The sequence below is a fragment of the Acinetobacter sp. YH01018 genome, from assembly GCF_013420295.1.
Classification (GTDB): Bacteria; Pseudomonadota; Gammaproteobacteria; order Pseudomonadales; family Moraxellaceae; genus Acinetobacter.
Map to the genome: position 1 here is coordinate 15,418 of NZ_VOYL01000024.1, position 24,971 is coordinate 40,388.

General features: G+C 41.5%; 26 protein-coding genes and 1 tRNA gene. 16 read left to right on the top strand and 11 right to left on the bottom strand.

Translation table 11 applies throughout. The annotated features are described in order from the left end of the window. Positions 1 to 269 precede the first annotated feature (269 nt). The 3 genes from FTT83_RS09560 (at position 270) to FTT83_RS09570 (ending at position 1,917) form a co-directional block, all read left to right on the top strand. Positions 270 to 346: transfer RNA gene (locus FTT83_RS09560), tRNA-Arg, on the top strand. Between the two features lie 395 nt (positions 347 to 741). Then, positions 742 to 1,239 (top strand): YcxB family protein, encoded by a 498-nt coding sequence (locus FTT83_RS09565; protein ID WP_180042085.1) that lies wholly within the window; start codon positions 742 to 744, stop codon positions 1,237 to 1,239. A 39-nt stretch (positions 1,240 to 1,278) separates the two neighbouring features. Then, positions 1,279 to 1,917, top strand: a complete 639-nt coding sequence (locus tag FTT83_RS09570) for a fumarylacetoacetate hydrolase family protein (protein WP_180042083.1) — start codon at positions 1,279 to 1,281, stop codon at positions 1,915 to 1,917. Between the two features lie 467 nt (positions 1,918 to 2,384). Here FTT83_RS09570 and FTT83_RS09575 read toward each other — a convergent pair whose 3' ends face one another. Then, a complete protein-coding gene (locus tag FTT83_RS09575) occupies positions 2,385 to 3,632 on the bottom strand; it encodes a YihY family inner membrane protein (protein ID WP_180042081.1) in 1,248 nt (415 codons plus the stop codon). Positions 3,633 to 3,746: 114 nt separating this feature from the next. Here FTT83_RS09575 and wrbA point away from each other — a divergent pair, with 114 nt between their 5' ends. Beyond that, positions 3,747 to 4,343 carry an NAD(P)H:quinone oxidoreductase gene (wrbA, locus tag FTT83_RS09580; protein WP_180042079.1) on the top strand — a complete coding sequence of 199 codons (597 nt, stop codon included), beginning with the start codon at positions 3,747 to 3,749 and terminating at the stop codon, positions 4,341 to 4,343. A gap of 108 nt (positions 4,344 to 4,451) precedes the next feature. Here the strand turns inward: wrbA and FTT83_RS09585 are convergent, their stop codons facing one another. Then, positions 4,452 to 4,811, bottom strand: coding sequence for a hypothetical protein (locus FTT83_RS09585; protein ID WP_180176548.1), 360 nt, complete (start codon positions 4,809 to 4,811; stop codon positions 4,452 to 4,454). Between the two features lie 984 nt (positions 4,812 to 5,795). On the opposite strand from FTT83_RS09585, the gene FTT83_RS09590 reads away from it, so the two are divergent. From FTT83_RS09590 to FTT83_RS09600, 3 genes are all read left to right on the top strand, one after another. After that, positions 5,796 to 6,176, top strand: coding sequence for a hypothetical protein (locus tag FTT83_RS09590; RefSeq protein WP_180042077.1), 381 nt, complete (start codon positions 5,796 to 5,798; stop codon positions 6,174 to 6,176). Beyond that, on the top strand, positions 6,170 to 7,345 hold the full coding sequence (locus FTT83_RS09595) for a CsgG/HfaB family protein (RefSeq protein ID WP_180042075.1): 1,176 nt from the start codon (positions 6,170 to 6,172) through the stop codon (positions 7,343 to 7,345). The genes FTT83_RS09590 and FTT83_RS09595 overlap by 7 nt, the downstream gene beginning before the upstream one ends. Positions 7,346 to 7,431: 86 nt before the next feature. Next, on the top strand, positions 7,432 to 8,043 hold the full coding sequence (locus FTT83_RS09600; protein WP_166168749.1) for a hypothetical protein: 612 nt from the start codon (positions 7,432 to 7,434) through the stop codon (positions 8,041 to 8,043). 397 nt (positions 8,044 to 8,440) lie between these two features. Here FTT83_RS09600 and FTT83_RS09605 read toward each other — a convergent pair whose 3' ends face one another. The 3 genes from FTT83_RS09605 to FTT83_RS09615 all read right to left on the bottom strand — a co-directional run bounded on the left by FTT83_RS09605 (position 8,441) and on the right by FTT83_RS09615 (position 10,666). Further along, positions 8,441 to 9,016: a xanthine phosphoribosyltransferase gene (locus FTT83_RS09605; RefSeq protein WP_086195739.1), complete on the bottom strand. Its 576-nt coding sequence runs from the start codon at positions 9,014 to 9,016 to the stop codon at positions 8,441 to 8,443. 91 nt (positions 9,017 to 9,107) lie between these two features. Beyond that, on the bottom strand, positions 9,108 to 9,821 hold the full coding sequence (locus FTT83_RS09610; RefSeq protein WP_180042073.1) for a DUF3108 domain-containing protein: 714 nt from the start codon (positions 9,819 to 9,821) through the stop codon (positions 9,108 to 9,110). Between the two features lie 164 nt (positions 9,822 to 9,985). Then, positions 9,986 to 10,666: a hypothetical protein gene (locus FTT83_RS09615; RefSeq protein ID WP_166168753.1), complete on the bottom strand. Its 681-nt coding sequence runs from the start codon at positions 10,664 to 10,666 to the stop codon at positions 9,986 to 9,988. A 240-nt stretch (positions 10,667 to 10,906) separates the two neighbouring features. Between FTT83_RS09615 and FTT83_RS09620 the strand changes: the two genes are divergently transcribed. Beyond that, on the top strand, positions 10,907 to 11,785 hold the full coding sequence (locus FTT83_RS09620) for an energy transducer TonB (RefSeq protein WP_180042071.1): 879 nt from the start codon (positions 10,907 to 10,909) through the stop codon (positions 11,783 to 11,785). 57 nt (positions 11,786 to 11,842) lie between these two features. Here the strand turns inward: FTT83_RS09620 and FTT83_RS09625 are convergent, their stop codons facing one another. The 4 genes from FTT83_RS09625 to miaB all read right to left on the bottom strand — a co-directional run bounded on the left by FTT83_RS09625 (position 11,843) and on the right by miaB (position 15,430). Then, positions 11,843 to 12,241 (bottom strand): hypothetical protein, encoded by a 399-nt coding sequence (locus tag FTT83_RS09625; protein ID WP_180042055.1) that lies wholly within the window; start codon positions 12,239 to 12,241, stop codon positions 11,843 to 11,845. A 116-nt stretch (positions 12,242 to 12,357) separates the two neighbouring features. Then, positions 12,358 to 12,840, bottom strand: a complete 483-nt coding sequence (ybeY, locus tag FTT83_RS09630; protein ID WP_180042053.1) for an rRNA maturation RNase YbeY — start codon at positions 12,838 to 12,840, stop codon at positions 12,358 to 12,360. 19 nt (positions 12,841 to 12,859) lie between these two features. After that, entirely contained in the window at positions 12,860 to 13,936 is a 1,077-nt protein-coding gene (locus FTT83_RS09635) for a PhoH family protein (protein WP_086195734.1), read from the bottom strand. A gap of 39 nt (positions 13,937 to 13,975) precedes the next feature. Beyond that, positions 13,976 to 15,430: a tRNA (N6-isopentenyl adenosine(37)-C2)-methylthiotransferase MiaB gene (gene miaB / locus FTT83_RS09640; protein ID WP_166168761.1), complete on the bottom strand. Its 1,455-nt coding sequence runs from the start codon at positions 15,428 to 15,430 to the stop codon at positions 13,976 to 13,978. Positions 15,431 to 15,784: 354 nt separating this feature from the next. On the opposite strand from miaB, the gene FTT83_RS09645 reads away from it, so the two are divergent. The 5 genes from FTT83_RS09645 to FTT83_RS09665 all read left to right on the top strand — a co-directional run bounded on the left by FTT83_RS09645 (position 15,785) and on the right by FTT83_RS09665 (position 20,398). Next, the gene (locus FTT83_RS09645) at positions 15,785 to 17,758 is read left to right on the top strand and encodes a lytic transglycosylase domain-containing protein (protein ID WP_180042051.1); all 1,974 of its coding nucleotides are present in this window, start codon (positions 15,785 to 15,787) and stop codon (positions 17,756 to 17,758) included. 32 nt (positions 17,759 to 17,790) lie between these two features. Next, on the top strand, positions 17,791 to 18,447 hold the full coding sequence (locus FTT83_RS09650; RefSeq protein WP_180042158.1) for a ribonuclease I: 657 nt from the start codon (positions 17,791 to 17,793) through the stop codon (positions 18,445 to 18,447). 172 nt (positions 18,448 to 18,619) lie between these two features. Next, on the top strand, positions 18,620 to 19,606 hold the full coding sequence (locus tag FTT83_RS09655) for a malate dehydrogenase (RefSeq protein ID WP_092821112.1): 987 nt from the start codon (positions 18,620 to 18,622) through the stop codon (positions 19,604 to 19,606). 165 nt (positions 19,607 to 19,771) lie between these two features. Further along, positions 19,772 to 20,032: a DUF2789 family protein gene (locus FTT83_RS09660; protein ID WP_086195730.1), complete on the top strand. Its 261-nt coding sequence runs from the start codon at positions 19,772 to 19,774 to the stop codon at positions 20,030 to 20,032. 105 nt (positions 20,033 to 20,137) lie between these two features. After that, positions 20,138 to 20,398: a DUF2789 family protein gene (locus FTT83_RS09665; protein WP_086195729.1), complete on the top strand. Its 261-nt coding sequence runs from the start codon at positions 20,138 to 20,140 to the stop codon at positions 20,396 to 20,398. Positions 20,399 to 20,509: 111 nt separating this feature from the next. On the opposite strand, the gene FTT83_RS09670 is transcribed toward FTT83_RS09665, so the two are convergent. Continuing rightward, complete coding sequence (locus tag FTT83_RS09670; RefSeq protein WP_180042049.1) at positions 20,510 to 21,037, bottom strand: hypothetical protein; 528 nt, start codon at positions 21,035 to 21,037, stop codon at positions 20,510 to 20,512. Positions 21,038 to 21,111: 74 nt separating this feature from the next. After that, positions 21,112 to 21,714 (bottom strand): 2OG-Fe(II) oxygenase, encoded by a 603-nt coding sequence (locus tag FTT83_RS09675; protein WP_180042047.1) that lies wholly within the window; start codon positions 21,712 to 21,714, stop codon positions 21,112 to 21,114. Positions 21,715 to 21,830: 116 nt separating this feature from the next. On the opposite strand from FTT83_RS09675, the gene FTT83_RS09680 reads away from it, so the two are divergent. From FTT83_RS09680 to FTT83_RS09690, 3 genes are read left to right on the top strand one after another with little or no spacing between them, the layout of a single operon-like run. Further along, the gene (locus FTT83_RS09680) at positions 21,831 to 22,688 is read left to right on the top strand and encodes a 23S rRNA (adenine(2030)-N(6))-methyltransferase RlmJ (RefSeq protein ID WP_180042045.1); all 858 of its coding nucleotides are present in this window, start codon (positions 21,831 to 21,833) and stop codon (positions 22,686 to 22,688) included. A gap of 45 nt (positions 22,689 to 22,733) precedes the next feature. Next, entirely contained in the window at positions 22,734 to 23,561 is an 828-nt protein-coding gene (pssA, locus tag FTT83_RS09685; RefSeq protein WP_180042043.1) for a CDP-diacylglycerol--serine O-phosphatidyltransferase, read from the top strand. Between the two features lie 39 nt (positions 23,562 to 23,600). Further along, the gene (locus FTT83_RS09690) at positions 23,601 to 24,674 is read left to right on the top strand and encodes a DUF6670 family protein (protein ID WP_180042041.1); all 1,074 of its coding nucleotides are present in this window, start codon (positions 23,601 to 23,603) and stop codon (positions 24,672 to 24,674) included. The last annotated feature ends 297 nt before the right edge of the window (positions 24,675 to 24,971 follow it).

Here is a 24,971-nt window from a genome sequence, read left to right on the forward strand (position 1 = left end):
TTGGGAAGTTTTTAAAAAGCATCTCATCTTCAATATTTACTTCAGATATCTGAAGTAAACCTGAAATAAAAATACGCTTATAAAATTGATGATTTCTTATTTCAAATCAATTTTCAAATCAATCTGTGCAATCATCAAAAAACAAATTTTGTTTAAAAAATAGATGAAAAATCCAATTTTGCCCAATAACTGTTCATTTGATTGCAGATTTGTGAAAAAGCACTTAACAGAATGTTAAAAACGCGTATAATGCACCACATCAAGACGTCGCGCTCATAGCTCAGCTGGATAGAGCACTTGGCTACGAACTAAGGGGTCGGGAGTTCGAATCTCTCTGAGCGCACCAACTTGATCACATCGACAGATGTGAAATTGAAAAAAACCGCTTAATTGCGGTTTTTTTGTGCCTAGAATAAATTAAATGTATTAAAAAATTATTTCATCTGTTATTTAATCTTTAATACCGCTAACTATGGTATTGCTATCTATTGTTCTAACATGTCGTGATAAGACACATTTCGCGTCGGCTCTCCACTAACAGCATCCAACAGGTTTTCTAGACTGTTGAGATGATCGGAACGCAGCTTAAAATAGAATGGAAGATTGATCACTCTTAATCCGGCTAAAATTTTATATTCTGCATTACGGTTTGATGTAATTTAGGCGAGCAAAAACAATAAGGAAAACGCCCAATCTGGTGTAATATCTAGCACAATTGTTCGAATAATTTGATGATGAATTATGTCAGAGACCAAGCCTGCTGTATCGGTACGTTATTTCCTAAACCTGGAAGAATCGCAAGACGGTTTTGCCCTGGCGACTTTTGGTAAAAAGCAGATTACCCGTTTTATTACCCCATTGGTGAGTATTGGAATTATTATCTGGGGGTTTTATCTCGGCTTTAATGGCGTGGGTCGCTATTACGTTGCGCTTGGCGCTTTCTTTTTAATTTTGCAATTGATTATGCGTTACTGGTTTTTACCGATGATGTTCAAACGTCAATTTGTGAAATATCAGTTTGGTAAAAGTGAACAGGGCATCGAGTTGTTTCAAGATCATGCCGACATTTATGCCAATGGCCGTAAACAGATTTTTTACTATAGCGAAGTGCAAAACTTTGCTGTGGGCAAGCTGACTTATATGATTGAATTGAAGAATCGTACCGTGGTGATTGTACCGAAACGTGCCTTCGAGCAATTGGCCGATCAAACCGTATTTGAAAACACATTTAAAAAGTAAGTTTGAAATAAAGTAAAAGTGCAATAAAAAAGGAAGATCATGAATACACGTCCATCTAAAATTGTCTGTGTCGGTCGCAGCTATGCAGACCATGCCAAAGAATTAGGCAATGCCATTCCTGATCGTCCTGTTTTATTCATCAAGCCGCCCAGCAGTTTAGTGAGTTTGGAACAAGGCATTAGCTGGAATCCGGCATGGGGCAATTGCCATTATGAATGTGAACTCAGCCTGCGGATTGACCGTACTTTGAAAGCAGAAACTGATCCTGCCAAAGCCTTGCAAGCTGTCGGTGCAGTGACTTTAGGTCTGGATTTAACCCTGCGTGATTTACAGGATGACTTGAAAAAGAAAGGTCAGCCTTGGGAACGTGCCAAAGCCTTTGACGGTTCATGTGTCTTGGCAGATTGGGTGGACGTTGCTGAAGTCAAAGACTGGAAAGATGTCCATTATACTTTTCATGTAAATGATGAGCTGCGTCAAAAAGGCGATACCTCGTTGCTGATTTTTGATATTGCAACCTTGCTTGCAGATATCAGTCAGGTGTTTACTTTAGAGCCGGGTGATGTGGTAATGACCGGTACACCTGCGGGTGTGGCTGCATTGCAATCAGGCGATCAACTGAAAATGACGTTGCAAGGTCAAAGTCAGGATTTTGTCTGGAAAACCTTTGTTCAATAAGCGAAAAAGCTGAGTAAAAAGGCTGTTTGATACCACTGCTGTCCCATAGTTGAATCTCAGTGTTAGATTTGTGTGTGGCAAGGATGCCACACATTCCCCATCACGACAGGAAGTCGTGATGGGGAATAAAAACTTTTGCCTACTTTTGGTCTGTCAAAAGTAGGGTTTAGCCTACACAAAGTCACTTCAACTTTTAAAGTAAAGATAAGGCTGTGAAAAATTAAATATAATTATATATCAAATACTTAAATTTAAAATATCATCATATTGATTTCATACTGAAATAAAATTCAAATTATGGGACAGCAGTGTGTTTGATACAGCCTTTTTTTAGTTCTAGATTTTTACATAGCGGTCAGTTTGCATGGTTGGATCAGATATTTTTGTCTGCTAATACATCTACGTAGTCATTAAAAAAGCCTTCATATGTGAAGGCTTTTTTATGGCATCGTCAAGGTCAGTTAACGCTATTTCTTTTCAAAAATAGCCGACAGCGGAATGGAAAGTTTTGCAGCCAGATAATCATCAGATTCAACCAGAGCTGGACCAAGTCTTTGTATCCATTCATCATCCGGACGAATATTGGCGACATCTTTGCTACGCGGAAGCGGGTAGGGCAACTGTTTATAAAAACTCCAAAAATCGACCTGAGCCAGATTGCGCGCGAGAATGTATTCATCATTATCGGTACGTTTTACCAGATTTTGTTTTTCCAGCATCACTACATACGTCGGCCAGCGTCCGATTTCATCACGGCCCAAGACTTCCAGTGCTTCTTCATCAGAAACGCTTTCACCACTTTGCTGTTTTTTATAAAATAGCTCCATCAAATCTAGCAGCATAATCACGGGATGGCGTTTGGGTTCTTTGCCTGAATTAAACGCAGTGAGGGCATAACTGATTTCGACCCCCAGCAAAACAATGTTCCAGGACAGGAAAATCCATAACAGGAAAATCGGAATGGCAGCAAAAGCGCCATAGACAATTTCATAACTGGTGAAATTTGACATGATGATGCCAAACAAATTTTTCAGCAATTCAAAGACTACAGCGCTGAATGTACCGGCAATCAAGGCAGCTTTAATCGGAACACTGCGATTGGGAATGGTCCAGTTTAAAATAAAGAAGCCCAAAATGGTCAGGACAAAGGAAATGCCCCACAAGATAAATTCACCGTCGACCTCATAACCGGCAAAATTATTACTCAGTACATTTAATGAGGCTACAGTGGATGAAATCGCAAAAGCACTGCCTAGCAGAATAGGGCCGAGTGAAATAATGGTCCAGTAACGCATAAAGCCGATAATCCCGCCTCGCGTTTCTTTTACTCGCCAAATCCGGTTAAATACGGTCTCGATACTGGAAAGCATCATGACTGTGGTCACGAACAGAAATAAAATACCAATCACTGTCAGGTTGCTGGATTTATCGGTAAAGGCAGTAAAGGCTTTGTCAAAGGCGATGGTGGTTCGGGGTAAAAAATGACTGTAAATCAGTTGTTGTAATTGCTGCCTTGCAGGTTCCAGGGCTTTAATCGAAGAAATGATTACCAGAAAAACTGTCAGCATGGGGACCACTGCAAACAGCGTGGTATAAGTCAAAGATGCCGCTTGATCACGGCAACGATCGGCTTCAAAACGTCTTACGACAAATAAAACAAACTGAAACCAGGTCTCATTATAAAAAGGAAGTTTTTTTAAATACTTTTTTAGCATCGTGATGAAGTCTCAATTTTTTTAGTCATCTTTATGAATTTTCAATACCAAGCTTAACCAAAAAATGGGAAAAATACCGTATAGTTTTCTCTTTTAGCTTCGTTTATAAAAATTATGCAGTCTTATGTCCTGGTTTTATATTACAGCAAATATGGCTCAACCAAAGAAATGGCACATTTAATTGCCAATGGTGTTGAATCTGCAGGTATGGCGGTAAAAATTCGTACGGTACCCAACCTATCCACTGTGGTGAAACAGGCTGAGCCGAGTATTCCGGAGGAAGGGGATATTTATTGTACCCTGGATGATTTGGCCAATTGTTCAGGTCTGGCTTTGGGTTCACCGACACGCTTTGGCAATATGGCCTCCGAGATGAAGTATTTCTGGGATCAGACCACCAGTCTGTGGTTGAATGGTGCTTTGCATCAAAAACCGGCCTGTGTCTTTACATCTTCTGGTTCGATGCACGGCGGACAGGAAAGCACATTGCTGACTATGCTTCCACCTCTGTTTCATCATGGCATGATGATTATGGGCCTGCCGAATGCCAACCCGGCATTATCCAACACCAAGTCTGGTGGAACACCCTATGGTGCCAGTCATGTGAGTGGTCCGCGCCATGATTTGGGTTTAAGCCAGGATGAAAAAGTCTTGTGTGAAGAGCAGGGTAAACGCTTGGGCGAAGTGGTTAAAAAATTGCAGGAAAACTGATTTTTATTAAGAACTTGAGTTTCACTCACTCTATTTGTAAGGTATGTATCTATAAAAAACCCTTCTAAAAATGAAGGGTCTTTTTATTGCAATTTAAAGTTTAAGTGCTTATTCAGGTTGTTTAAATCTATGATTGCATTGCAAACATTTATAATCCAGAAACACATTCTTATCGATAATGACACCGGCTTTTTTACCGAAAATATTCCCTAATACGCCACCGGTCACACCTACAGCAATGGCACCTACAAATGTTCCTACTGTGCCACCGAAAATCACGCCTAATGGTCCGGCAACTGCCCCAATCGCCGCACCGGTCGATGCTCCCGTTGCAGCACCACCTACCGTTCCTGCTGTTGCCCCGGCGGAGGTCATTAAAATTCCACCAATGGTTTTTAAGTTCTTTTCGTGATCGCGTTTTTCAACTTTGGTCGATCCACATTTAGGACATTGCATAAGTTTTTCCATCAACAATTTATATTGACCGATCTTGAACTATAGGAAATAGAGAAGGTTTCAAGGTCAGCTGATATTTATGACATGTTGCTACAGTATGTCGCTTCTGCAACTGGATGTCAGGAGCATTTCATACCAACTTGATTCTAGTTGAAATAAAGTCGAAACAGTTTATCTGAGTTGTAAAAACATTCATTCTTTATCGAATCTGGTGATGGCTGATTTTTTAATAATCATCAATCATACAGCCATGAAAATGACTGTATCTTGCATATACTGCAACTTAAAACAGGCTAGGCTGAGACTGTACGGCTCCTCTTTTCAAGCCTAATTCCATGTGTCTTTGGTTTAATTCTTCGATTTTTCGACGGATAAGAAGACTGTTAAAACAATCTTCTTACCCGTCGCCTTCCTGACCGGTGCCAGTATGGCAAATGCTCAAAACACTGAAGTGGTCGTAGATATAGGGCTGCAAATAGCCTTATCGCTAAAGTTAGAGTGTTTTTTTTTGAACGGATACTCATACTTTTAAAAAATTAACTTTACTGCTGAAATTACTTTATAAATACGCTTAACTGTGATTGGTTAATTGTATTTTCATAAATAATAGATGTTCATCACATTTGAATGAGCATTCTAATAAAGTCAAATTTTACAACTCCCTAAAGCTGAACTGTTTTGACAAGGTGAATATTCGCTTATGAAATCAGGATGATTTTTTATATAAAAAAAATATTAATTTTATTAAATTTTTGATGTAAATTTTAATTTTAAAGATTTATTACATAATGATTTCTTACAATTCAAAAATAAACAACAATTAATAAATCAATAATTATAACAACAAGATAGTTTGTTATCTTAAACCTAAGATATGTAAAACCTGATAAATTTTGCCTTTTGTTTTATTTATGTGATTTAATATTTTTAATATAAATTAAACCTTAATAAATAGAAAATAAATAAACATCCTGGAACGAAGGACGGGTAATGATTATGAAAATATCAGTGATCAATGTGAGTTTATTTTGTTGCTGTATTTTGGGCAATGCTTATGCCACATCGGATGAATGGAGCCAGCGCTGGAAATCGTCAAGTACTCGTTCCAGTGAAAATCTGGTGCAGGCCAATCTGATCGAGCTCAAGGATTCCGATTATTATTCTGGCTTGGGAAAGACCACTATAAATAGCACCTCGACCAGCTCTATCGGTACGGTGAATTCAGCTACGAGCAATGTGAATATCAATGGTTCAAATAACGGCGTGGACATTTCGAATGATACTTCGAATGAAGGCACCTTAAATTCCACGACCACTCAAAATAATCAGCAATGCCCCAACTTAAGCACCCAACCGGGGGGGGGCTCACTATGCTGAATTTTCCGTTAAATAGAAGAAAAATATCTTCTGTGACTGTGTTGATCCTTTTAAGCCAGCTGATGAGCGGGTGCACGGGTATGGCGGTCTCAAACAAGAAACCGGTCAGCCTGGTACAGGGACCTCCAATTACCGATATTTTCACCCCTTTTGATATGGCTTTATCCTGCCTGAAAGGGCAACTGCGCAGTGATGTCAGCTTTTCCGTTGGAGCGATTCTGGACCAGACCGGTAAAGATGTAGTGACCAATGGCGGCAGTGGCAAAATGGTGACCCAAGGTGCGGGAGATATGGTGCAGTCCGCCCTGTTTCAGGCTGGGGTCAGTTTATTGAACCGGCGTGATCCGAGAATTATCGAAAGCGAAGCCAAGTGGGGCATTCGCGACCCACGGCAAATCCAGGCATCCGATTATTATGTCACTGGCAGCATCAACAGTCTGGATTTTATTCCAGGGGGCGGTGTGGATATGCAGATTGGTGGAGTCGGGCCGAATTATAGTCAAACCCGCATTATGGTCGGGCTGGATTTATCCCTGACTGATACCCGCAGCAGTAAGGTGGTAGCTAATGTTTCGCTGCAAAAACAGATTGCTGCGCAGGATTATGGTCTGAGTGCAGGCAGGTTTGCCGGGCATACTTTATTGAATATTCAGTTGGGCAAGGGGGAGCGCGAGGCAACTAACTTTGCCTTACGCCAAATGCTGAATCTGGCTACTTTTGAGTTGCTTAGTCAGGTGATTCCGCCTGCAACCTTTGAAAGTTGCCGCGCGCAAATACCACCTGAATTTGGCCAATTGAGTTTAACCCGAAGTTCGGTTGCGCTGTATAAGTATAAGCAGAGTCAGCAGCAAAGTACCGCAAACGTACCGAGTACTGTTCTGGAATCATCCTCACATAAAACCAGTTCACCGAATGAGAAAAATAAATCGACGAACTCACCCAACAAGGATACACAGCCACCCAAGAAAAAAGAGTCTGAGTTGATTGAAAATCCTGAAGGTGAGTCTGAACCGAGCAAACAGGATTTGATTAAATATATCAGTATGAAAAAGCCTTCATCTTTTTTAAAAAAAATGAATGAAGAAAAAGACAATGAAAAGACTTCGATGCTGTGGGATGTTAATCCGGAAGTGGTCGAAAACTACTGGTCAAGTACGCAGCGTGATTAAAAATATATAAAAATGGGCTCGCTCCCATTATAAAAAAGAAGTGCTTAGCGAGAAGTACTTCAAAATTAGAAAAAAGGAAAATAACCATGAATAAGACTATCAAAACAATCGCTTTATCTGTTGCCTTCTTGTCCGGTGCAGGCATGGCTAATGCTCAAGAGGTCACTGTAGATACTGGGTTAAATGGTGCCTTAAATCTTTTATCTCAACATACCCAGCCAAATGGTACTGCGCTTAACCTTGCCATTAATACCGCTACTGTTGATGCAACGGTCAATGTAGATGGGCGGTATAACTCACTGAATAATGTGGGAGACAAAATTGCAGTAGAAACTTCAGCAATTGGTGCGGTAAACACCGGTAGTATCAATTTGCAGCAAGGCAATCTGACTGCTGTGAATACGGGAACATTGGAATCAACTCTGGATGCTGAAAGAAGTGCGGCGCGTAATTTGGAAGAATGGCGTTCTGAACGGTCATCAGAGTTTGAAAGTTCCATTAGTACATCGTTAAATACGGATACTTATGACCAATTCTCTGAAACTCTGAGTAATTACACTGCAGCGAATTTAGCTTTTAATTCCGCAGCTATTGATGCATCTGTAAATGTAGATGGAAAAGTGAATCATATTGATGGTATCAAAACTTCAGCTATTGGTGCTGTGAACACCGGTAGCATTACTGTGACCGTAAAGTAAATCCACCGTTCAATATGATCCAGGGTCTAACTATTTGCGGATAGTTAGACTTTTTTATTTTAGAGCAAAAAATGTTCAGTGAATATTGCTTTGTAGTTAAATTAATCTTTAACAAGTCCTATTTGGTGTGAAAGTTCGGTTGTTATGAGATGTAAAACCACGCTATTGACTAGAGTTGATTCGAATTATTGGACAAAAAAAGTGCAACGAATTTATTTTTTTCTTGTATCTCATTTTGCAGCAGGGGCCAGCAAGCTGAATTCACATGGAGCAGGTGAGTAAGCACCGATTTTGTTAACATTATTCTGGATAGTTGTTTCACATAAAATATGCATTCTAAAAACAAACACCTATAAAAAAGAACGCCTGAGCGTTCTTTTTAAATTCAGTTGAAATTCTAGTCACGGACAAATTCAACAGTACCATTTTCTAAAGATTTAACACGTGCCAAAGATTCAACACGGTAACCTTTATCAAGTAACAATTGGCGCCCTGGCTGGAAAGATTTTTCAATTACAATGCCAATACCCACAACTTCTGCATTTGCTTGATGAATTAAATCGGCAAGACCTAAAGCAGCCTGACCATTTGCCAGGAAGTCATCAATCACTAAAGCTTTATCGCTAGAGTTGATGTGCTTGTTGGAAATGGCAATGGTACTTTCAATTTGTTTAGTGAACGAGAACACTTTGGAACGGTATAAATCATCTTTTAAGGTTAAAGACTGATATTTACGTGCAAAGATCACAGGCACACCAAGTTCTAAACCGGCCATGACTGCTGGAGCAATACCAGAAGCTTCAATGGTGATAATTTTCGTGATCCCTGCATCTTTAAACCGTGCAGCAAATTCTTTGCCAATTTGCTGCATTAATACAGGGTCGATTTGATGATTTAAGAAAGCATCAACTTTCAGAACTTGATCAGATAGAACGATACCTTCACTTAAGATTTTCTGTTCTAGTGCGTGCACGGGAGAATTCCTCTAAGGGCAGATGCTTTTTCAAGCAAAAGCGTATTTTAAAAAGGCTCTCGAAAAATGCAAGCGAAATTGCTCAAATCAATTAACTCGTTGGGCCTTTATAACCTGTTAATAATAAACCATAGGAAGTTTTGCCATCTTGATGGGTTACTTTCACGGGTGTGTAGTCCAGTTTAGGTGCTAACCAAAAAATGGTATCGCGATTTGGCTTGCTGTGTTTGAGCACTACTTTAATGGTGTCGAAAGTGCCATAAGACGTTTTTACCTTTTCCATACCCTGTTTGACAAAACGACGTGATTCCACTTCTTTGGCATCGACAATCGCATAACTTGATCTCAGCCCGGATGATTTTAAGTCTTCACGCAGTTGTAATTCAGCATTCAGTTCATCCAGCGTACCAGCTTTCCAGGCAAATGAACGTGCTGTGTCATCCTTCTTGGTATTAATGGTTTTAGCTGTGGGATTAAACTTGATACTCATTGTATTATTATGAATGAGTACTTTACTGCTACGGCTGAAAGTATGGGAAATAATTTGGCCATTATTAAAGCCAAAATAACTGGTTTCTGTTGCAGAAGCCAAGCCAGCAGCTTTTGCAGCAAAAATATAAGTCCAGTTATTTCCCGACTTGCTTAATGTACGGGTAGCAGAACCCAGATTTTTGCCATTATAGCTAAATTGATAACTTGCCTGGAATGGACTCATGGCGAAGGTTTGGCTTGAGAAACCAGCAAACAACAGAGTAGTGCTTAATCCAGATGTCAACGCAATTATTTTCAATACAGGGTGAGCCATCAGTAAATTGTTCCTCTGAATTTGGAATAAAATGTAAAACTTGTCTTTAAGCGGTATTATGCGCTTTGATTATGAAGATAAAATCTGAAATTTTGTTCGATCTGTATCTTTATGTAGTTTTTCCCTAAAAAATATAGATTTTTAATCAGTAATCATCATCTAATTTATTTTTGCTTAACCGGACTGACTTTGCTGTCCTGGTATTCTTCCGCAATCTCCCAGACCTCCATCGGCTCTTCGGACATTTTTCTGAATAATGCAGTCAGGTTGACATTGCCTATGACCACCAGTTCAGCTTCACGCAAAACCGCATGGTTGACATGCACTTTTGCTAAGGTATCAATGATAGAACGCTTTTTGCCTAACCATCGGTTTAAATCCAGATGCAATAAGTCATCTTTTACTTTAATGACATTCAACTTTTCAAGAATCATGCCCAGAGGGTCTTGATTGAGTACTTTTTGATAGAAAAATAAAGCAAATTTTACAGCAAGCTTTTGGAAGATATTTTTGAATTTGGCTTCAATGACTTGGGTGTCACTAATCTGTTCAAACACAATCAGTTGGGTATCTTTATTCAGTTCCATCTGTACCAGTTTCAAATCGACTGAAAGGGTAATGTATAAACCCTTCACATCAAGCGTTGCATATAAGCGTAGCCAGTCTTCATGCAAGTCGGCATGCAGATCTTTCAGCATGGCAACATTGTCAGTAACAAAACGCTGAAAAGTTGCATTTAAAAAAACTTGAGAAAGGGGGAATTCACGCTCATCTTCAATAAACCCTTCAGCCTTTTCATACACCTGGCGTATACGTTTAGAGATATTGGATAGTAGCGTTTGCATAATAAGGCATCCCAGCGAGTTAATCTTCTTAAACTTCGATAGATTCTGTCGAAAGTATTAAAAATACAGATATTCCACCTTGCAGTTTAACAAAATTAATTGCACCATTTTCATGATTTTAATTGTCTACAGCGTGCTTATTGACTGAGTTCTCGTTTCTTCATTCAAAACTAGACGCTGTGTTTATTTTATACTGCTTTTATGCAGTTTGGGGACCAGACATTTTGTCGGTTTAATGTGATGCTTAAGAAAATCAGTTTCGCACCTTTAATGCATGCATGGTGGAAAGATCCAATTTTCACAAGCGCAGTGATTGTAGCTGTTGCTTTGCATTTGATTATTTTGACTTTGCAGTTTGCCATGCCGAAAGAAAGTGATGCGGCAGTCAAAGAGATCGCCGTCACATTACGTCCGAGTGAGGACAAGGTGGAACATGCGGATTTTCTGGCACAGGCAGATCAGCAAGGTTCTGGAACTTTTCGTGAAGCACACCGTATGTCGAGCGATATGCCGGCAGCGATGACTGAGCAAACGACCGGTGAACAGCAACAGGAAACTCTGGAGCGTTTACAACAGAAACGCGAACTCAGCTTTGAAGAAAAAGTGCTGATGACCACCTTAAGCTGGAAGAAAGAAGCAGAACAGAACCAGCGTAAAAAAGCCATGCAGGAGCTGAATAGCCAGTTTCAGGCCAAGGCCGCGATGGTGGCAAGTCTGGAAGCACAATATTTGCAACGTCAGCAAAACTTTAGCCGTCAGCAAAAAATTAAAACCGTAGATGGTATACAGGCCAAGCAGGATATTTCTGCCGCTTATTTGGAAAAATTCCGTGAGAAAGTAGAATTTTACGGTAACCGCTATTATCCCGATGCAGCCAAAGTGCAACGCCTCGCAGGAGAGGTGCGTTTAATGGTCATCTTAAATAAAAGTGGCGGAATTCGTGCCATTCGCCTGATTGAAAGTTCAGGTCATGGTTTACTTGATGAAGCGGCCAAGACCTCAGTGCGTAAAGCTGCTCCATTCGGTGGTTTTGATAAAGGGATGAAAGATATTTCCGAGCTTCGCATTGTGCGTACCTGGCGGTTTGACCCGGCTGAAGCTGAGTTTGAGGTGCATTGATTGAATGGCCTTGATCTGCTTTTAAAAGTTTGACAAGTATTTATTTTGATTATGTTTTTAAGGTGATGCTAATACATAGTGCCCCTTTTGACGCCCATCCGGCCATGTCACGTTTAAGTCCTGTTCTGAAAGATCTAGGCGGGTCGGGAAGATTTCTAAATATTGGCGGTATTGGGGTGCAGCTTTCAAGCCAATACATGTCCCATTTTTCCACCAGGTTCCTTCTGCATATTGGTCTAAGGCACCTACAGCCAGATACCATTTAAACTTGCCGTCCGGTTGCAGTAAAAGCTCAGAGCCGACTTCCATCACGCCTTCCAGATAATAATGGCCTACCCAGGCATTATCTGCTGGCTGGAACCTTACTTCCTTACATACAGATTCAACATTGGCATACAATTGGGATGCAGGAAATAACGCTGAAATCAGGCAAAGTCGGAAAAGAATTCTGTTCATCATTTTTTCCAGCATTTAGCAGGGGAGATATTTTAAGATTTTATGCTTATTTGGCATAAATAAAACCCGACTAATCGAAATTAATCGGGTTTAATAAATGGGAATGCTGCTAGAACCTACTGTTGTTCAGTATAGGGATTTTCAAAACCTAACTTCGCCAGAATTTCAATTTCCAATGCTTCCATTTCTTCAGCATCTTCATCTGAGGTTTCATGGTCATAGCCCATTAAGTGTAATGTGCCATGCACCAGCATATGAGTGAAATGCTCAATCGGTGTTTTGTTCTGATCAATGGCCTCTTGTAAAACCACAGGAATACAAATCACCAGGTCACCAATGGGTAGGGCATCCAGCATTGCCAGCACTTCTTCTGGCACATCGCTCGGGAAAGACAGCACATTGGTCGGCTTGTCTTTTTGACGATACTCCAGATTCAGCTTATGGCTTTCATCATTGTCTACACAGGCAATCCCGATTTCACAGTCCTGATCGACATTGATAAAACGAAGTGTAGTTTCAATGACCTTTTTAATATAAGCGCGTTTTAATACCAGTTCAGGTGACTGGTAGTCTTGTTGCAATGATAGGTTAAGTTTCAAAATGAATCCTTAAAGTATCTTAGTCCTGAGCATCGGCAGCAGCATCATTTTCAGCAATCAATGCTTCCTGACGCGCTTTACGTTCTGCCCGTGCTTCAGCACTAAGACGGTGTTGTTCACTGTCCCATCCTTCATAAGCTTCGACAATTTTCTGTACCAGCCGGTGACGAACTACGTCACGGGAATGGAAACGGGTGATATGAATTTCGGTTACAGGTTCCAGTACACGTAAAGCATGGGCTAAACCAGATTGCTGACCGCGAGGTAAATCGACCTGAGTGATGTCACCGGTAATGACCGCACGTGAACCAAAGCCTAAACGAGTCAGGAACATTTTCATCTGTTCTGGCGTCGTGTTTTGTGCTTCATCCAAAATCACGAAAGAATGGTTGAGGGTACGGCCACGCATATAGGCGAGGGGCGCAACTTCAATCACCTGACGTTCAATCAGTTTGGCGACTTTTTCAAAGCCCAGCATTTCATACAGGGCATCGTAAAGCGGGCGCAAATAAGGATCGATTTTCTGGCTTAAATCCCCCGGCAAGAAACCGAGTTTTTCCCCGGCTTCAACCGCAGGACGAACCAGCAGGATGCGCTGGATTTCATTACGTTCCAGCATATCTACCGCAGCAGCCACGGCAAGATAGGTTTTACCGGTACCGGCAGGACCAATCCCGAATGAGATGTCGCTTTGCAAAATACGCTGTACATAACGCTTTTGATTGGCACCGCGTGGATTAATCCGGCCTTTGCGGGTTTGCAACCACACTGCATCGAGACCAGTATGTTCATTGTCAGAAAAGTCTTCCTGCAATTCACGATCCGTCTGACTGCCCTGAATCATCAGATGCAAAGTATCCGCGCTGACTTGCTGGCTGGTTTCAGTTTCTTCATGTAGACGCATCAAGAGGCTTTCGGCTCTCTCTACTGCATCAATCTCACCATCGATGTAAAAAGCATCACCTCGATGGGAAATTTTGACCTCTAAACGCTGTTCGATTTGTTTCAAATGACCGTTATAAGCACCCAGCATGCCTTTTAAACGTTCCATTGAAATACCAGGAAAAGTTACTGTACGTCGGATCGCTGCAGTCAAGAGAATTCCTTATAAAATGATCTTACTGATCACCTTACATTACGCCACGTCAGGCTCAAGATTCAAGAGCTCACCGTAAACAAAATTTAAAGTTTTAATTTCGGTAATTTCAATCTCTGCAAAACGCCCAACCCAGGCCGGATCACCAATGAAAGAGACCAGACGGGTATTGTCCGCTGTACCAATCAACAGGTTCGGATCTTTGTCAGAAACCTTTTCAATCAGCACACGCTGGATGGTGCCGAGCATGGCATCAGTTTTATCAATGCTTGAGCGTTTAATCCATTGCTGAACTTTGGCCAGCCGTTCTTTTTTCACATCTTCAGGGGTGTTGTCTTCAAGTTCTGAAGCGGGTGTACCTGGACGTTTTGAATAAATGAAGCTATAAGAGTGGTCGAAATCTAAATCCTGGATGAATTGATAAGTTTCTTCAAAGTTCTCATCGGTTTCACCCGGGAAACCAATAATAAAGTCTGAAGATAAATGCATATCCGGACGGACGGTACGTAGCTTTTTAATTTTTTCGATATACACGTCAATGGTGTGGTTACGCTTCATCGCTTTCAGCACATCGTTGGAACCGCTTTGTACCGGCAAGTGCAGGTGCGAAACCATTTGTGGCAAGTCACGGTAGCATTGAATCAGGTCATCATTAAATTCAAGCGGATGTGAGGTGGTATAGCGTAAACGACCAATCCCCGGAATTTCAGCCACCAGACGCAGTAAGTCGGCAAAGGTGCAGATATTGCCTTCGAAAGTTTCGCCGCGGTAACCATTCACGTTCTGACCTAATAGGCTGATTTCACGAACCCCTTTTTCCGCCAGACCGGCAATTTCTGCAAGTACGTCATCTAAAGGACGCGATACTTCTTCGCCGCGGGTATAAGGGACTACGCAGAAAGAACAGTATTTGGAACAGCCTTCCATAATTGAAACAAACGCTTTATAGCCTTCAACACGCGGTTCAGGTAAAAAGTCGAATTTTTCGATATCCGGGAAAGAAATATCCACCAGCTTGATTTTTTCTTTCTTCGGTTTTTCAATTTGTTCACTATGCTGATCCAGCATTTGCGGTAAACGGTGCAAGGTTTGTGGACCAAACACCATGTCGACATACGGTGCACGTTTCTGAATATTGTCACCTTCCTGAGAAGCGACACAACCGCCGACCCCAATCACCAGATCAGGATTTTTTTCTTTCAGCTTGCGCCAGCGACCTAGTTCGGAAAAGACTTTTTCCTGGGCCTTTTCACGAATGGAACAGGTATTCATCAGCAGAATATCGGCATCATTTGGGTCAGTGGTGAGTACATAACCGTGCGAGTCGCCTAAAAGATCTGCCATACGATGACTGTCATACTCATTCATCTGACACCCTTGCGTTTCGATATACAGTTTTTTCACTGAACCGTCGGCTGGGGTGTGCTGTGGCTGGGTAACAGTGTTTTCTGAAGCAGCTTGGGCACTATTTGGAATGAAGGTTTGAACCGTCATGTAGGCTCCTAAAGGATAAATCGGTGAAATCGCAATTCAAGACTGACTGTATCAAGCTCACTCAGCGAGCGATATTTCTTTTTCCTTTCAATGCCTAATGGTATTGAAGAGGAAGAAAGAGGCTGACTGTCATCTTGAAAAAATGCAATTTGAATACAAGAAAGGCGCATATTTTAGCAGGAATCGAAGCCAAACTTATAGCTCTAAATAAAGCTGCAAAAATATTGATTTGTGAAGTAAAAATGATTGAAAATTAATATTGTCTAATCATAAGGTTACATAACAGAACAGTAGAGTAGTGTAATAATAATTAAACTATTCAAAAATGATTAGGTGCGACCAAGGCAATATTAAATGACAGAAGGCGGGCATATGTTTAATCGGGTAATCAATAAAAATTATTATAAAGTGCTTGCTTTGGCTTTGGCATCTACCGGTTTTATTTCGATTTCTTATGCAGCTGATGAACAGTTTAATGATGCTTTGCGTGCTGCCAATTCTTCAAATTTAGATTTATTACAACAATATCAGGCATCGATGCAGAACGATGTGCTGGGCTATTATCCGGAATACTGGTTATTGAATAGCAATCTGGCCAATCAGCCTGCCAGCCAAATTATCAATTTTGCTCAGCGTTATCCGCAATCGGCCATGGCGGAAAAACTGGCTGCCGATTATGTCGAAGAAAAAGTCAAGCAGGCAGATTTTGCGACTGCGCAGCCTATTTTGCAGTATGTGACCAATCCGGATCAGGCGGAAAACTGTGCGGTTGCGCAGGTTCGTGCCAAATCGGGTGATCCCCTGGTTTTTGCTGAATATAAAGATGTCTGGCTTGCTACCAACTCACAACCTGAATCCTGTACCGGTTTGGGACGTATGATGCTGTCGAGTCCCCTAATGACCGAGCAGGACAGGCAGCAACGCTTGTGGGGACAGCTTCGCGCAGGCCAGTCGGGCTTGGCCTTGGCTACGGCACAAACGCTGGGGCTGAGCCTGTCACTTGCACAGCTCAATCAAATTCAGGCCAATCCTTTAAATTATTTATGGTCTGCGCCTAAAGCCACCAGTGCAGATCAGGCTTATTTGATTTATGCCCTGGGACGTCTGGCCGATAGCGACTTAAATACTGCAATGGCTTCCGTCAAAAATGCAGCAGAAGGGACACCGCTACAAGTACAAAAAGCGCTCTATCGTACTGTGGGCTATATTGGCGGAACCACGGTGATGAAAAACAATTTTAACCGTGAAGTACTGAATTATCTGGATGCCAGTTACGGTTTGCCCTTTAGTGCAGAAGAAGCGGAAATTTATGCTCGTCAAGCCATTCGTTTTAGTGCATGGGAAAGCCTGATTCGGGCCATTGATGCGATGGGCGTAACCCAAAAGCAGGAAGATCGTTGGCAGTACTGGTTGGCACGGGCTTCAGAGCAGCGTGGTGATGCTCACTCTAAACGTGTGGCACAAGAAATTTTCAAAAAATTGGCACAGGGAGATGATTACCATAATCTGCTGGCCAGAGATAAGTTGGGGCAGAGTTACAATAATATTCCCGGTAATGTTCAACCTTCAAATAGTGATGTGCAGCGTTTAAGCCAAAATATTCATTTTAACCGTGCTTTTGCTTTACGCCGTGTCAACGCACCGGATAGTTATGTGAATCGTGAATGGAACTGGGCAGTGCGTCAGGCATATTTAAAACATGATGATGGCTTACTGCTGGCAGCTGCAAAACGTGCGACGGATATAGGTTGGTACGACCGTGCCATTTACGCGGCTGACCGTACTGAATCCAAGCACAATTATTCCTATCGTTATGCCATGCCACATCAAAGTTATGTGGTCAGCCATAGTCGAAATGCCGGAATCGATCCTGCATGGGCCTATGGTTTGATGCGTCAGGAAAGTCGTTTTGTTTCACAGGCACGTTCACATGTGGGTGCAGGAGGGTTAATGCAAATTATGCCGGATACGGCGAAACTGGTGGCCCGGCAAATGGGCGAAACTTATAATCCGGCAGCTTTAACCGACATGAATACCAATATTCGTTATGGCACTTTTTATTTGTCGATGATTCAGAGCCAGCTCAGCAATAATCCTGTGCTGGCAACGGCTGGCTATAATGCTGGTCCAAACCGTGCACGTCGCTGGCAACCGGATGCCCAGCAGATAGCCGCTGATCAATATACTGAAACCATTCCCTTAACCGAAACACGTGATTATGTAAAACATGTCATGACCAACGCCACCCATTATGGAGTATTGCTTGGACAAGGAGCGCAGTCGATTGAAAAACGGATGAATATAATTCCATTAAGAAATAATCCTTAATTTTTAGTTTTATTGATAGGTCTGACTTGTTGATGATATTTTCTGGGCGAACTTCAGTTTTACTAAGATGGGTGCTGTTCGCGCTGAGCAGTGCTGGACTAGGGCTGTTTGCACCTCAAACTTTTGCAGCCCCTTTGCAGGGTTATGTCATGGTGGTACAAATGACCCCTGCGGTATGCATGTTTGATGCCCAAAAATCAAAACAGCGCAAATGTCTGGAAGGCTATTCGCTGAATATTTCCGGTTTGTATCCGGAAACTTCGGAAACCGAGTGCAGGACCACATCCTCTGCGGCTTTATCTCCCTTGCAGGCGAAAGTCGTGGCACGAGTCATGCCCGATGAAAATGCCCGCATGCAACTTTGGCGTGGAATTGGCGGATGTGTACAGATGAACTCAAGTCAATATTTCCGTACTATCATTAATTATGCTGAACGTCTCAAAATTCCGAAGGAATTAACCAGTCCTGAGACGCGAGCCATGCATCAGACCAATCTTCGATTGCAGTTTCTGCGTTTGAATCCAAGTTTACCTGCCAATGCTATTAGATTTAGCTGTTCGACTTTCCAGGGAAATACCATTCTGACCGAAGTGAAACTTTGCTACAAAAATAATGGACAGTACAAGCGCTGTTCAGCAGAAGTAGAAAATACCTGTCCAAATTTATTTACCATAAAAGGTTCTTACTAAGCTTTTTTATATATTTTATTTATATTTCCTATCATACTTTTGTTGAAATCCATTCTCTTTTAAATGCATCTGTCAAAGTATTGGAGTACAATCTTTGCCGTTTATGATTATTAAGATTAAATAGAACAGCTATTTAATTATTATGACGATCCTCTCAATTGGAGATAATTACATGAAGCAACCTGTTCGCGTTGCCGTTACTGGCGCTGCTGGTCAAATTGGTTACAGCCTATTATTCCGTATCGCTAGCGGTGAGATGTTGGGTAAAGACCAACCAGTTATTCTTCAATTATTAGAAGTTCCTTTTGAGAAAGCTCAAGCTGCGCTTAAAGGCGTAATGATGGAACTTGACGACTGTGCTTTCCCATTATTGGCTGGCATGATCGGTACTGATGATCCTAAAGTTGCATTCAAAGATGCTGACTACGCTCTTCTAGTTGGTTCGCGTCCACGTGGTCCAGGTATGGAACGTGCTGACCTTCTTAAAGTGAACGGTGAAATCTTCATCGGTCAAGGTCAAGCATTAAACGAAGTTGCTAGTCGTGACGTTAAAGTACTTGTTGTAGGTAACCCTGCGAACACCAATGCTTACATCGCAATGAAATCTGCTCCAGATCTTCCAGCGAAAAACTTCACAGCAATGTTGCGTCTTGACCACAACCGTGCGTTGACTCAACTTGCTCAAAAAGCTGGCGTTGCAGTTTCTGACATCAAAACTATGACTGTTTGGGGTAACCACTCTCCAACAATGTATGCTGACTACCGTTTTGCAACTGTAAACGGCGAAAGCTTAAAAGACAAAATCAACGATGCTGCTTGGAACAAAGACGTGTTCCTTCCAACTGTTGGTAAACGTGGTGCTGCAATCATCGAAGCACGTGGTCTGTCTTCTGCAGCTTCTGCTGCAAACGCTGCAATCGACCATATGCGCGATTGGGCTCTTGGCACAAACGGCGAATGGGTAACTATGGGTATTCCTTCTGACGGTTCTTACGGTATCCCTGAAGGCGTAATGTTCGGTTTCCCTGTAACTTGTGAAAATGGCGAATACAAGATCGTTCAAGGTCTTGAAATCGACGAATTCAGCCGTGAGCGTATCAACTTCACTCTTAACGAGTTAGAAGAAGAACGTGCAGCAATTGCTGACATGGTTAAATAATTTAATCTTTTAGATTAAATTGAAAAGCACCCCATTTGGGGTGCTTTTTTATGCCTGAAATTTGGTTTTGAACAAAAAATAACACGCTGTGATGCAGTGACAACTGAATGTGTCAGGGTTTGCGTCTAATTTAAAAGCTAACAATAAAGGTTTAAGGAGAATGAGATGTTTGATCAACAACCTACATTGGAGCTTTTATTTGAGCAGTTGGGACTAGACGCGAGCCAAGAGGCGATAGACCGGTTTATAGAAAGCCATCAATTGACGATGGATATCCCTTTGCATCACGCTCCATTCTGGACACAGGCACAGCATGATTTTCTGATCAGCCATTGGAAAAAGGATGATGAATGGGCCATGGTGGTGGATATCTTAAATGAACAATTGCATACCGAAGACCGGCTTTCAACCTCAACCCATCAGTGAACACAAATTGAAACAACAAACCTAGTTTTATGACTAGGTTTTTTTATGAATATTTTATAAGTTAATTAAATAATAAATGACAGTTTGGTTGATAAGGAGTGTGCCATGCTTATGAATAATAACCCATCCTTTAAAATGTTATTTGAACAACTTGGGCTGGCTTCTAGCCCTGCAGCTATTGAGCTTTTTATACGGACTCATCAATTACCTGCACATCAAAATCTGCATGATGCTCCCTTCTGGAATAAATCCCAGCGTGAGTTTTTAATTCGCTATTTAGTGGAAGATGCAGATGAGTGGGTCATGTTGATTGATGAACTGAACCAGCAATTACATATGAATGCCACCAAACTGCAACCTGCCTGATTTTTTGTAGACAGGTGAGCTTTAAAACCTGCTGAGAAGAAGGAACTTTTAAGCAGAACAGATCATAAAAAAACGCCTCATTGCAGGCGTTTTTTATCGTTAAATCTGCAATTAATGAACTTTGCTTTTGACTAAATGCACAAACCAGTCATGCTCACGGAATGGGTGAAAGGCTGGATGCTCTTGTACCAAAATCAAGTCAAAATCGGCAGTTTTACTGTATTTGGTGAGCCAATGTCGCGCTAAGGCAGTTTCACTCTTGGCTGCAGAAGCATAGGCCAGGAAAAAATAAACGTCCCCATACTGGTCGTGAGTGATGGGTTTTAAGATTTGCTGGGTAATCAAGGCAAATCTTTGTTCCTTGGTAATTTCGAAATACAGCATATAGGCTTTGGCCAAATGCATGGATAAGTTCATATATAAACTTAACGGCATTTCTTCAAATTCAATACGGCCCTGTTCAAGTAGAACCACGGCTTCTTGCAGAAAATGAATCTGTTCCTGACGTGAATTACTCAGCAGCACCAATTGCATGCGTAACTCAGCACGTTCTAAGGCAAGTTTTGGCGTATTCCCTTGTAAATACAACTGATCAGTTTCGCCAATACGTTGAATAATCTGTTTGGTGTTTTCCCGCATCGGTTACATCCTCATCTGTCAATGATTCCTATATGAGGATGTTTTTCCAGATTTAAAGCATCCTCCGGTGTGAATTACCAAATGGAATTGCTGCTGCGTAACCATGCCGTAATGGACAGGCGTTGATGCTTAGCTTTGAGTACTTCGTGCAATAAATCACTTTGGAATAGGGCAATGCGGTTCGGTTTTGGCGGGATAATGTGCCACTGATCATTTTTATCCTGTAAACGCAATTCACCACCCCAGTCCGCTTGCCAGTCTTCATGCAGATAATACACAGCAGAAATCACACGGCCATTTTTACCTTGAGGGTTGTCACGGTGCAGGGCATAAAATTCACCGGCGTTATAACAGGCAAAATGGGCTTCAACTTCTCGAATGCCCAGAAAAAAGGCTCGGTTCAGTTCTTCTCCCAGATTTTGCAAGGTTTTGATGTGCTGTTGGGCTTTTTCTAACTCTTCATTAATCCATAAAATATGATCACTACGGATTTTGCTTATCACCCCATTTTGAATAGCTGCTTCTCTAAACTGATTTAAATGAGAAGTACATTCTTCAACCAAGGCATGAATATATTCTTCAGGATAAACATCATCAATAATGCTAAAGCCCTGCTGATCTAGATCTTCAATCATTTGATCAACATTGCATGACTTTGGAAGGTGAATTGCATCCATACAGCTATACTCACAACAGGATAGAAAAATGCTGTTGTATTCTAGAGCAAGATATCCTGCGGAACGAAACATTTTTTCATGCTAAAATAGCGGTTGATATCAGGAATTAAAGAAACATGAATTACCGTCACCATTTCCATGCAGGCAACTTTGCCGATGTCATGAAGCATGTGTTATTGCTGCAACTTTTAACACGTTTAAATGCCAAAGATAAACCTTATCGCTATATCGATACGCATGGTGGGGCAGGTAAATACGATTTATCGACGTCTGCAGCGCAAAAATCAGGCGAGTTTTTAAATGGTATTCACCGTTTAATCAAGCTGGATGATTCAATCACCCGCAATGCGCCTGAAGGCGTAAAGCAATATCTTAAAGTTGTTCAAGATATGCGTGAAGTTTCAGGTAAGGGTGCCTATCCGGGTTCACCCTGGTTTGCTCTGGAAGGCATGCGTGAAATAGATAAAGCCACTATTTTCGAAATGCAGCCTGAAGTCTTCCAGCAGCTGCGTTTTAATATTCGTGACCGCCGTGCCGGCCTGCATGAACGTGATGCCTATGAAGGCTTACTAGGGGTGATTCCGCCTAAAGAAAAGCGCGGTCTGGTCATGATTGATCCACCTTATGAATTGGAACGTAAAGATTTTCCACAATTGGTCGAATTGTTGGTTGCTGCGTATAAAAAATGGCCTACGGGTATTTTTGCTGTATGGTATCCAATTAAAGATCGCGCCATGATTGAACGTTTTGAAAAGAAAATGATCAAAACCGGTATTCGTCGTCAATTGGTATGTGAAGTTTGTGTATGGCCGGATGATACGCCAGTGGGTCTGAATGGTTGTGGTTTGCTGGTGATTAATCCGCCATGGAAATTTTCTGAAGATGCGGATGAGGCTTTACAATGGTTGTTCCCGCATTTACGTATGAGTGAAAATGGTGGGCACGCCGCGGTTCGCTGGTTGGTTGGTGAATAAGAGATACGTTGAAAAAGATACGGTTACATTTAGGATCGACAAAGAATGACAAGTATAAACAAACCTGAAAGTGAATCTTCTCCACGTGATGAGCATGGTTTTGATGGCATCACCTTTGAAGTGGAAGAAGAAGAGCATACCCACGAGGGACAAAAGGTGAAACGTCGTGGCATCTATCTGTGGCCGAATCTGATTACAACAGCCGCTTTGCTATCGGGCTTTTATTCCATTATTGCCAGCATGAATGGAGATTTCACTCAAGCCATTTATGCTATTTTTCTGGCGGCATTATTCGATGGATTGGACGGTCGGGTAGCACGTGCGATTGGTGCTCAAAGCCCGTTTGGTGAACAGTTCGACTCCTTGTCTGACTTGCTTGCTTTCGGCGTGGCGCCGGCTATTTTAATGTATAGCTGGAGTCTGCATGATTTGGGGCGCATTGGACTTGCTGCCTGTTTTGTGTATACCGCTTGTGCAGCTTTCCGTCTGGCACGCTTCAACGTGCAAATTGGTGTGGTAGATAAACGCTATTTTATTGGTGTGGCAAGTCCGTTGGCGGCGGTGATCATTATTACCCTGGTCTGGGTCGCACAAGATTTCCCGCAAATTTTTGATATACGTGAATTGGGTATTCAGATCTTTAATGCGATTGCGATCATTTCAGTCGGCTTGTTGATGATTTCCAATATCAAATACTATTCATTTAAAACATTTGATCGCAAACGAGTACCATTTTTTGTGTTACCGATTGCAGTGTTTATCTTTGCTGCAATTACTTATAATATTCCTGTAGGGATTTTGGTTATTTCCATTATCTATGCACTGTCAGGTTTTGTGACCACTTTCCTTGCGAGAAAAAATACCGCCATATAAAAATGAGAACGCTATACTGAAAATAAAAAGGAGCACGATATGCAGTTGTTTCAAGATTTATTTGATCGCTCCAAACAACTCAATCAGGCTCCATTTCAGTTGCGCTTGGCCTATCATGCGCAAAAAGGTCACTATAAAATCATTCATCAAGGTTTGATGATTCCTGGTCTACCCGCACCCTTACATTACCTCAATTTCATTAGTCTGATTGGCCAGCCGAATGCAGCAATGCTGCGCAATGAAAGTGCCATTCAAACCACAGCTTTAGATACTGCCACTACCATTGCCAGTATTAGCTCGCATATGGTAGGGCAATTGAATGCTTACTCGGTGGAGAAGGACTGTCGTTTTAGCAAAGGGCATTTTCAGTTTTTAGATCGGGAAACAATTCGCGGCAGTTTTCCTCATTTTCAAATACAGCGTAAAGATAAAGAACTAAGTTTTGATTTATCAATTTGCACCAGCAATATTGTTTCCTATTTTACCCGGTTGTGTATGGGACTGGCAGATCACTGGTCTTTACTGTGTCAATGTGAAGGGCAGGTGACTTATAAGGAACAAAAGTTTGAAATTCAGCAGATGGGCTGTTTTGAATATGCTCGTTCCATTAATTTCCCTTATTTGCCTTTGGCATTTTTTACCTATCAAGTTATAAATCTGGAAAATCAGCGTCAACTGCTTTTGGCTCAGATTCGAGATTCTTTCAACGGTATTTTACAGTCACGCCTATATTTACGAGATGGAAAAACAGGCATCTCGCAAATGTTTGACCAGAACGTACGTTTTAAAGTACATCGGGTTTATCCCAAAGTAAAAACACCGAATGGGCAAAGCATGTATTTGCCACGTGAGTTTGAATGGGCTTATGAAGATAAAGATGGCACCTGCATTTCCGTACAGGCACAAAGCCGCGGAGATTTTAAATTTGGTTTGGCGGCAGGTTATGTGGGTAGTTTTAAATATCAAGTCAGAATTAATCATCATGAAGAAACAGGTGAAAGTGGCTATTGTGAATATATCGATTGCCGCTCACTGAGCTGGCAAGAAAAAAATAAACAGGAAAAAATGCGTGATGAACTAGCTAATCCTGTCCCGTTTGCGTGCAAAAAATAATAAAAAACTTCTATTTTGTATAATAAGTAAACAGTCGTGATATTTTTGTTGAGTTATTTAAAAAAAGGAGTTGCATTGGGTTTGGAATGGTGTAGAATGCACATCCATCGGCGGTGATGAAGATTAAAACTTCTGATAAAACAGCAACTTAGCACGAAGTGTTGAGATTTGGTTTTAGAAAGAAAGTTTAAAATAATTTGAATTACTGATTGACACTGAGAATATCTAGTGTAATATAGCCGACCTAGCTTGCTGGTGACGAACCAGTAAGAAGATCATTAAGAGATTATGAAGAAC

Excerpts from the sequence above, each read along its gene's own strand:
- FTT83_RS09585 (WP_180176548.1), bottom strand. The coding sequence starts at position 4,811 with ATGGAAAAACTTATGCAATGTCCTAAATGTGGATCGACCAAAGTTGAA.
- FTT83_RS09650 (WP_180042158.1), top strand. The coding sequence starts at position 17,791 with ATGATATTTTCTGGGCGAACTTCAGTTTTACTAAGATGGGTGCTGTTC.
- FTT83_RS09590 (WP_180042077.1), top strand. The coding sequence starts at position 5,796 with ATGAAAATATCAGTGATCAATGTGAGTTTATTTTGTTGCTGTATTTTG.
- FTT83_RS09690 (WP_180042041.1), top strand. The coding sequence starts at position 23,601 with ATGCAGTTGTTTCAAGATTTATTTGATCGCTCCAAACAACTCAATCAG.
- FTT83_RS09595 (WP_180042075.1), top strand. The coding sequence starts at position 6,170 with ATGCTGAATTTTCCGTTAAATAGAAGAAAAATATCTTCTGTGACTGTG.
- FTT83_RS09660 (WP_086195730.1), top strand. The coding sequence starts at position 19,772 with ATGTTTGATCAACAACCTACATTGGAGCTTTTATTTGAGCAGTTGGGA.
- FTT83_RS09620 (WP_180042071.1), top strand. The coding sequence starts at position 10,907 with ATGCTTAAGAAAATCAGTTTCGCACCTTTAATGCATGCATGGTGGAAA.
- wrbA (WP_180042079.1), top strand. The coding sequence starts at position 3,747 with ATGCAGTCTTATGTCCTGGTTTTATATTACAGCAAATATGGCTCAACC.
- FTT83_RS09655 (WP_092821112.1), top strand. The coding sequence starts at position 18,620 with ATGAAGCAACCTGTTCGCGTTGCCGTTACTGGCGCTGCTGGTCAAATT.
- miaB (WP_166168761.1), bottom strand. The coding sequence starts at position 15,430 with ATGACGGTTCAAACCTTCATTCCAAATAGTGCCCAAGCTGCTTCAGAA.
- FTT83_RS09680 (WP_180042045.1), top strand. The coding sequence starts at position 21,831 with ATGAATTACCGTCACCATTTCCATGCAGGCAACTTTGCCGATGTCATG.
- FTT83_RS09675 (WP_180042047.1), bottom strand. The coding sequence starts at position 21,714 with ATGGATGCAATTCACCTTCCAAAGTCATGCAATGTTGATCAAATGATT.
- FTT83_RS09575 (WP_180042081.1), bottom strand. The coding sequence starts at position 3,632 with ATGCTAAAAAAGTATTTAAAAAAACTTCCTTTTTATAATGAGACCTGG.
- FTT83_RS09565 (WP_180042085.1), top strand. The coding sequence starts at position 742 with ATGTCAGAGACCAAGCCTGCTGTATCGGTACGTTATTTCCTAAACCTG.
- FTT83_RS09610 (WP_180042073.1), bottom strand. The coding sequence starts at position 9,821 with ATGGCTCACCCTGTATTGAAAATAATTGCGTTGACATCTGGATTAAGC.
- FTT83_RS09615 (WP_166168753.1), bottom strand. The coding sequence starts at position 10,666 with ATGCAAACGCTACTATCCAATATCTCTAAACGTATACGCCAGGTGTAT.
- FTT83_RS09600 (WP_166168749.1), top strand. The coding sequence starts at position 7,432 with ATGAATAAGACTATCAAAACAATCGCTTTATCTGTTGCCTTCTTGTCC.
- pssA (WP_180042043.1), top strand. The coding sequence starts at position 22,734 with ATGACAAGTATAAACAAACCTGAAAGTGAATCTTCTCCACGTGATGAG.
- FTT83_RS09570 (WP_180042083.1), top strand. The coding sequence starts at position 1,279 with ATGAATACACGTCCATCTAAAATTGTCTGTGTCGGTCGCAGCTATGCA.
- FTT83_RS09670 (WP_180042049.1), bottom strand. The coding sequence starts at position 21,037 with ATGCGGGAAAACACCAAACAGATTATTCAACGTATTGGCGAAACTGAT.
- FTT83_RS09665 (WP_086195729.1), top strand. The coding sequence starts at position 20,138 with ATGCTTATGAATAATAACCCATCCTTTAAAATGTTATTTGAACAACTT.
- FTT83_RS09645 (WP_180042051.1), top strand. The coding sequence starts at position 15,785 with ATGACAGAAGGCGGGCATATGTTTAATCGGGTAATCAATAAAAATTAT.
- FTT83_RS09625 (WP_180042055.1), bottom strand. The coding sequence starts at position 12,241 with ATGAACAGAATTCTTTTCCGACTTTGCCTGATTTCAGCGTTATTTCCT.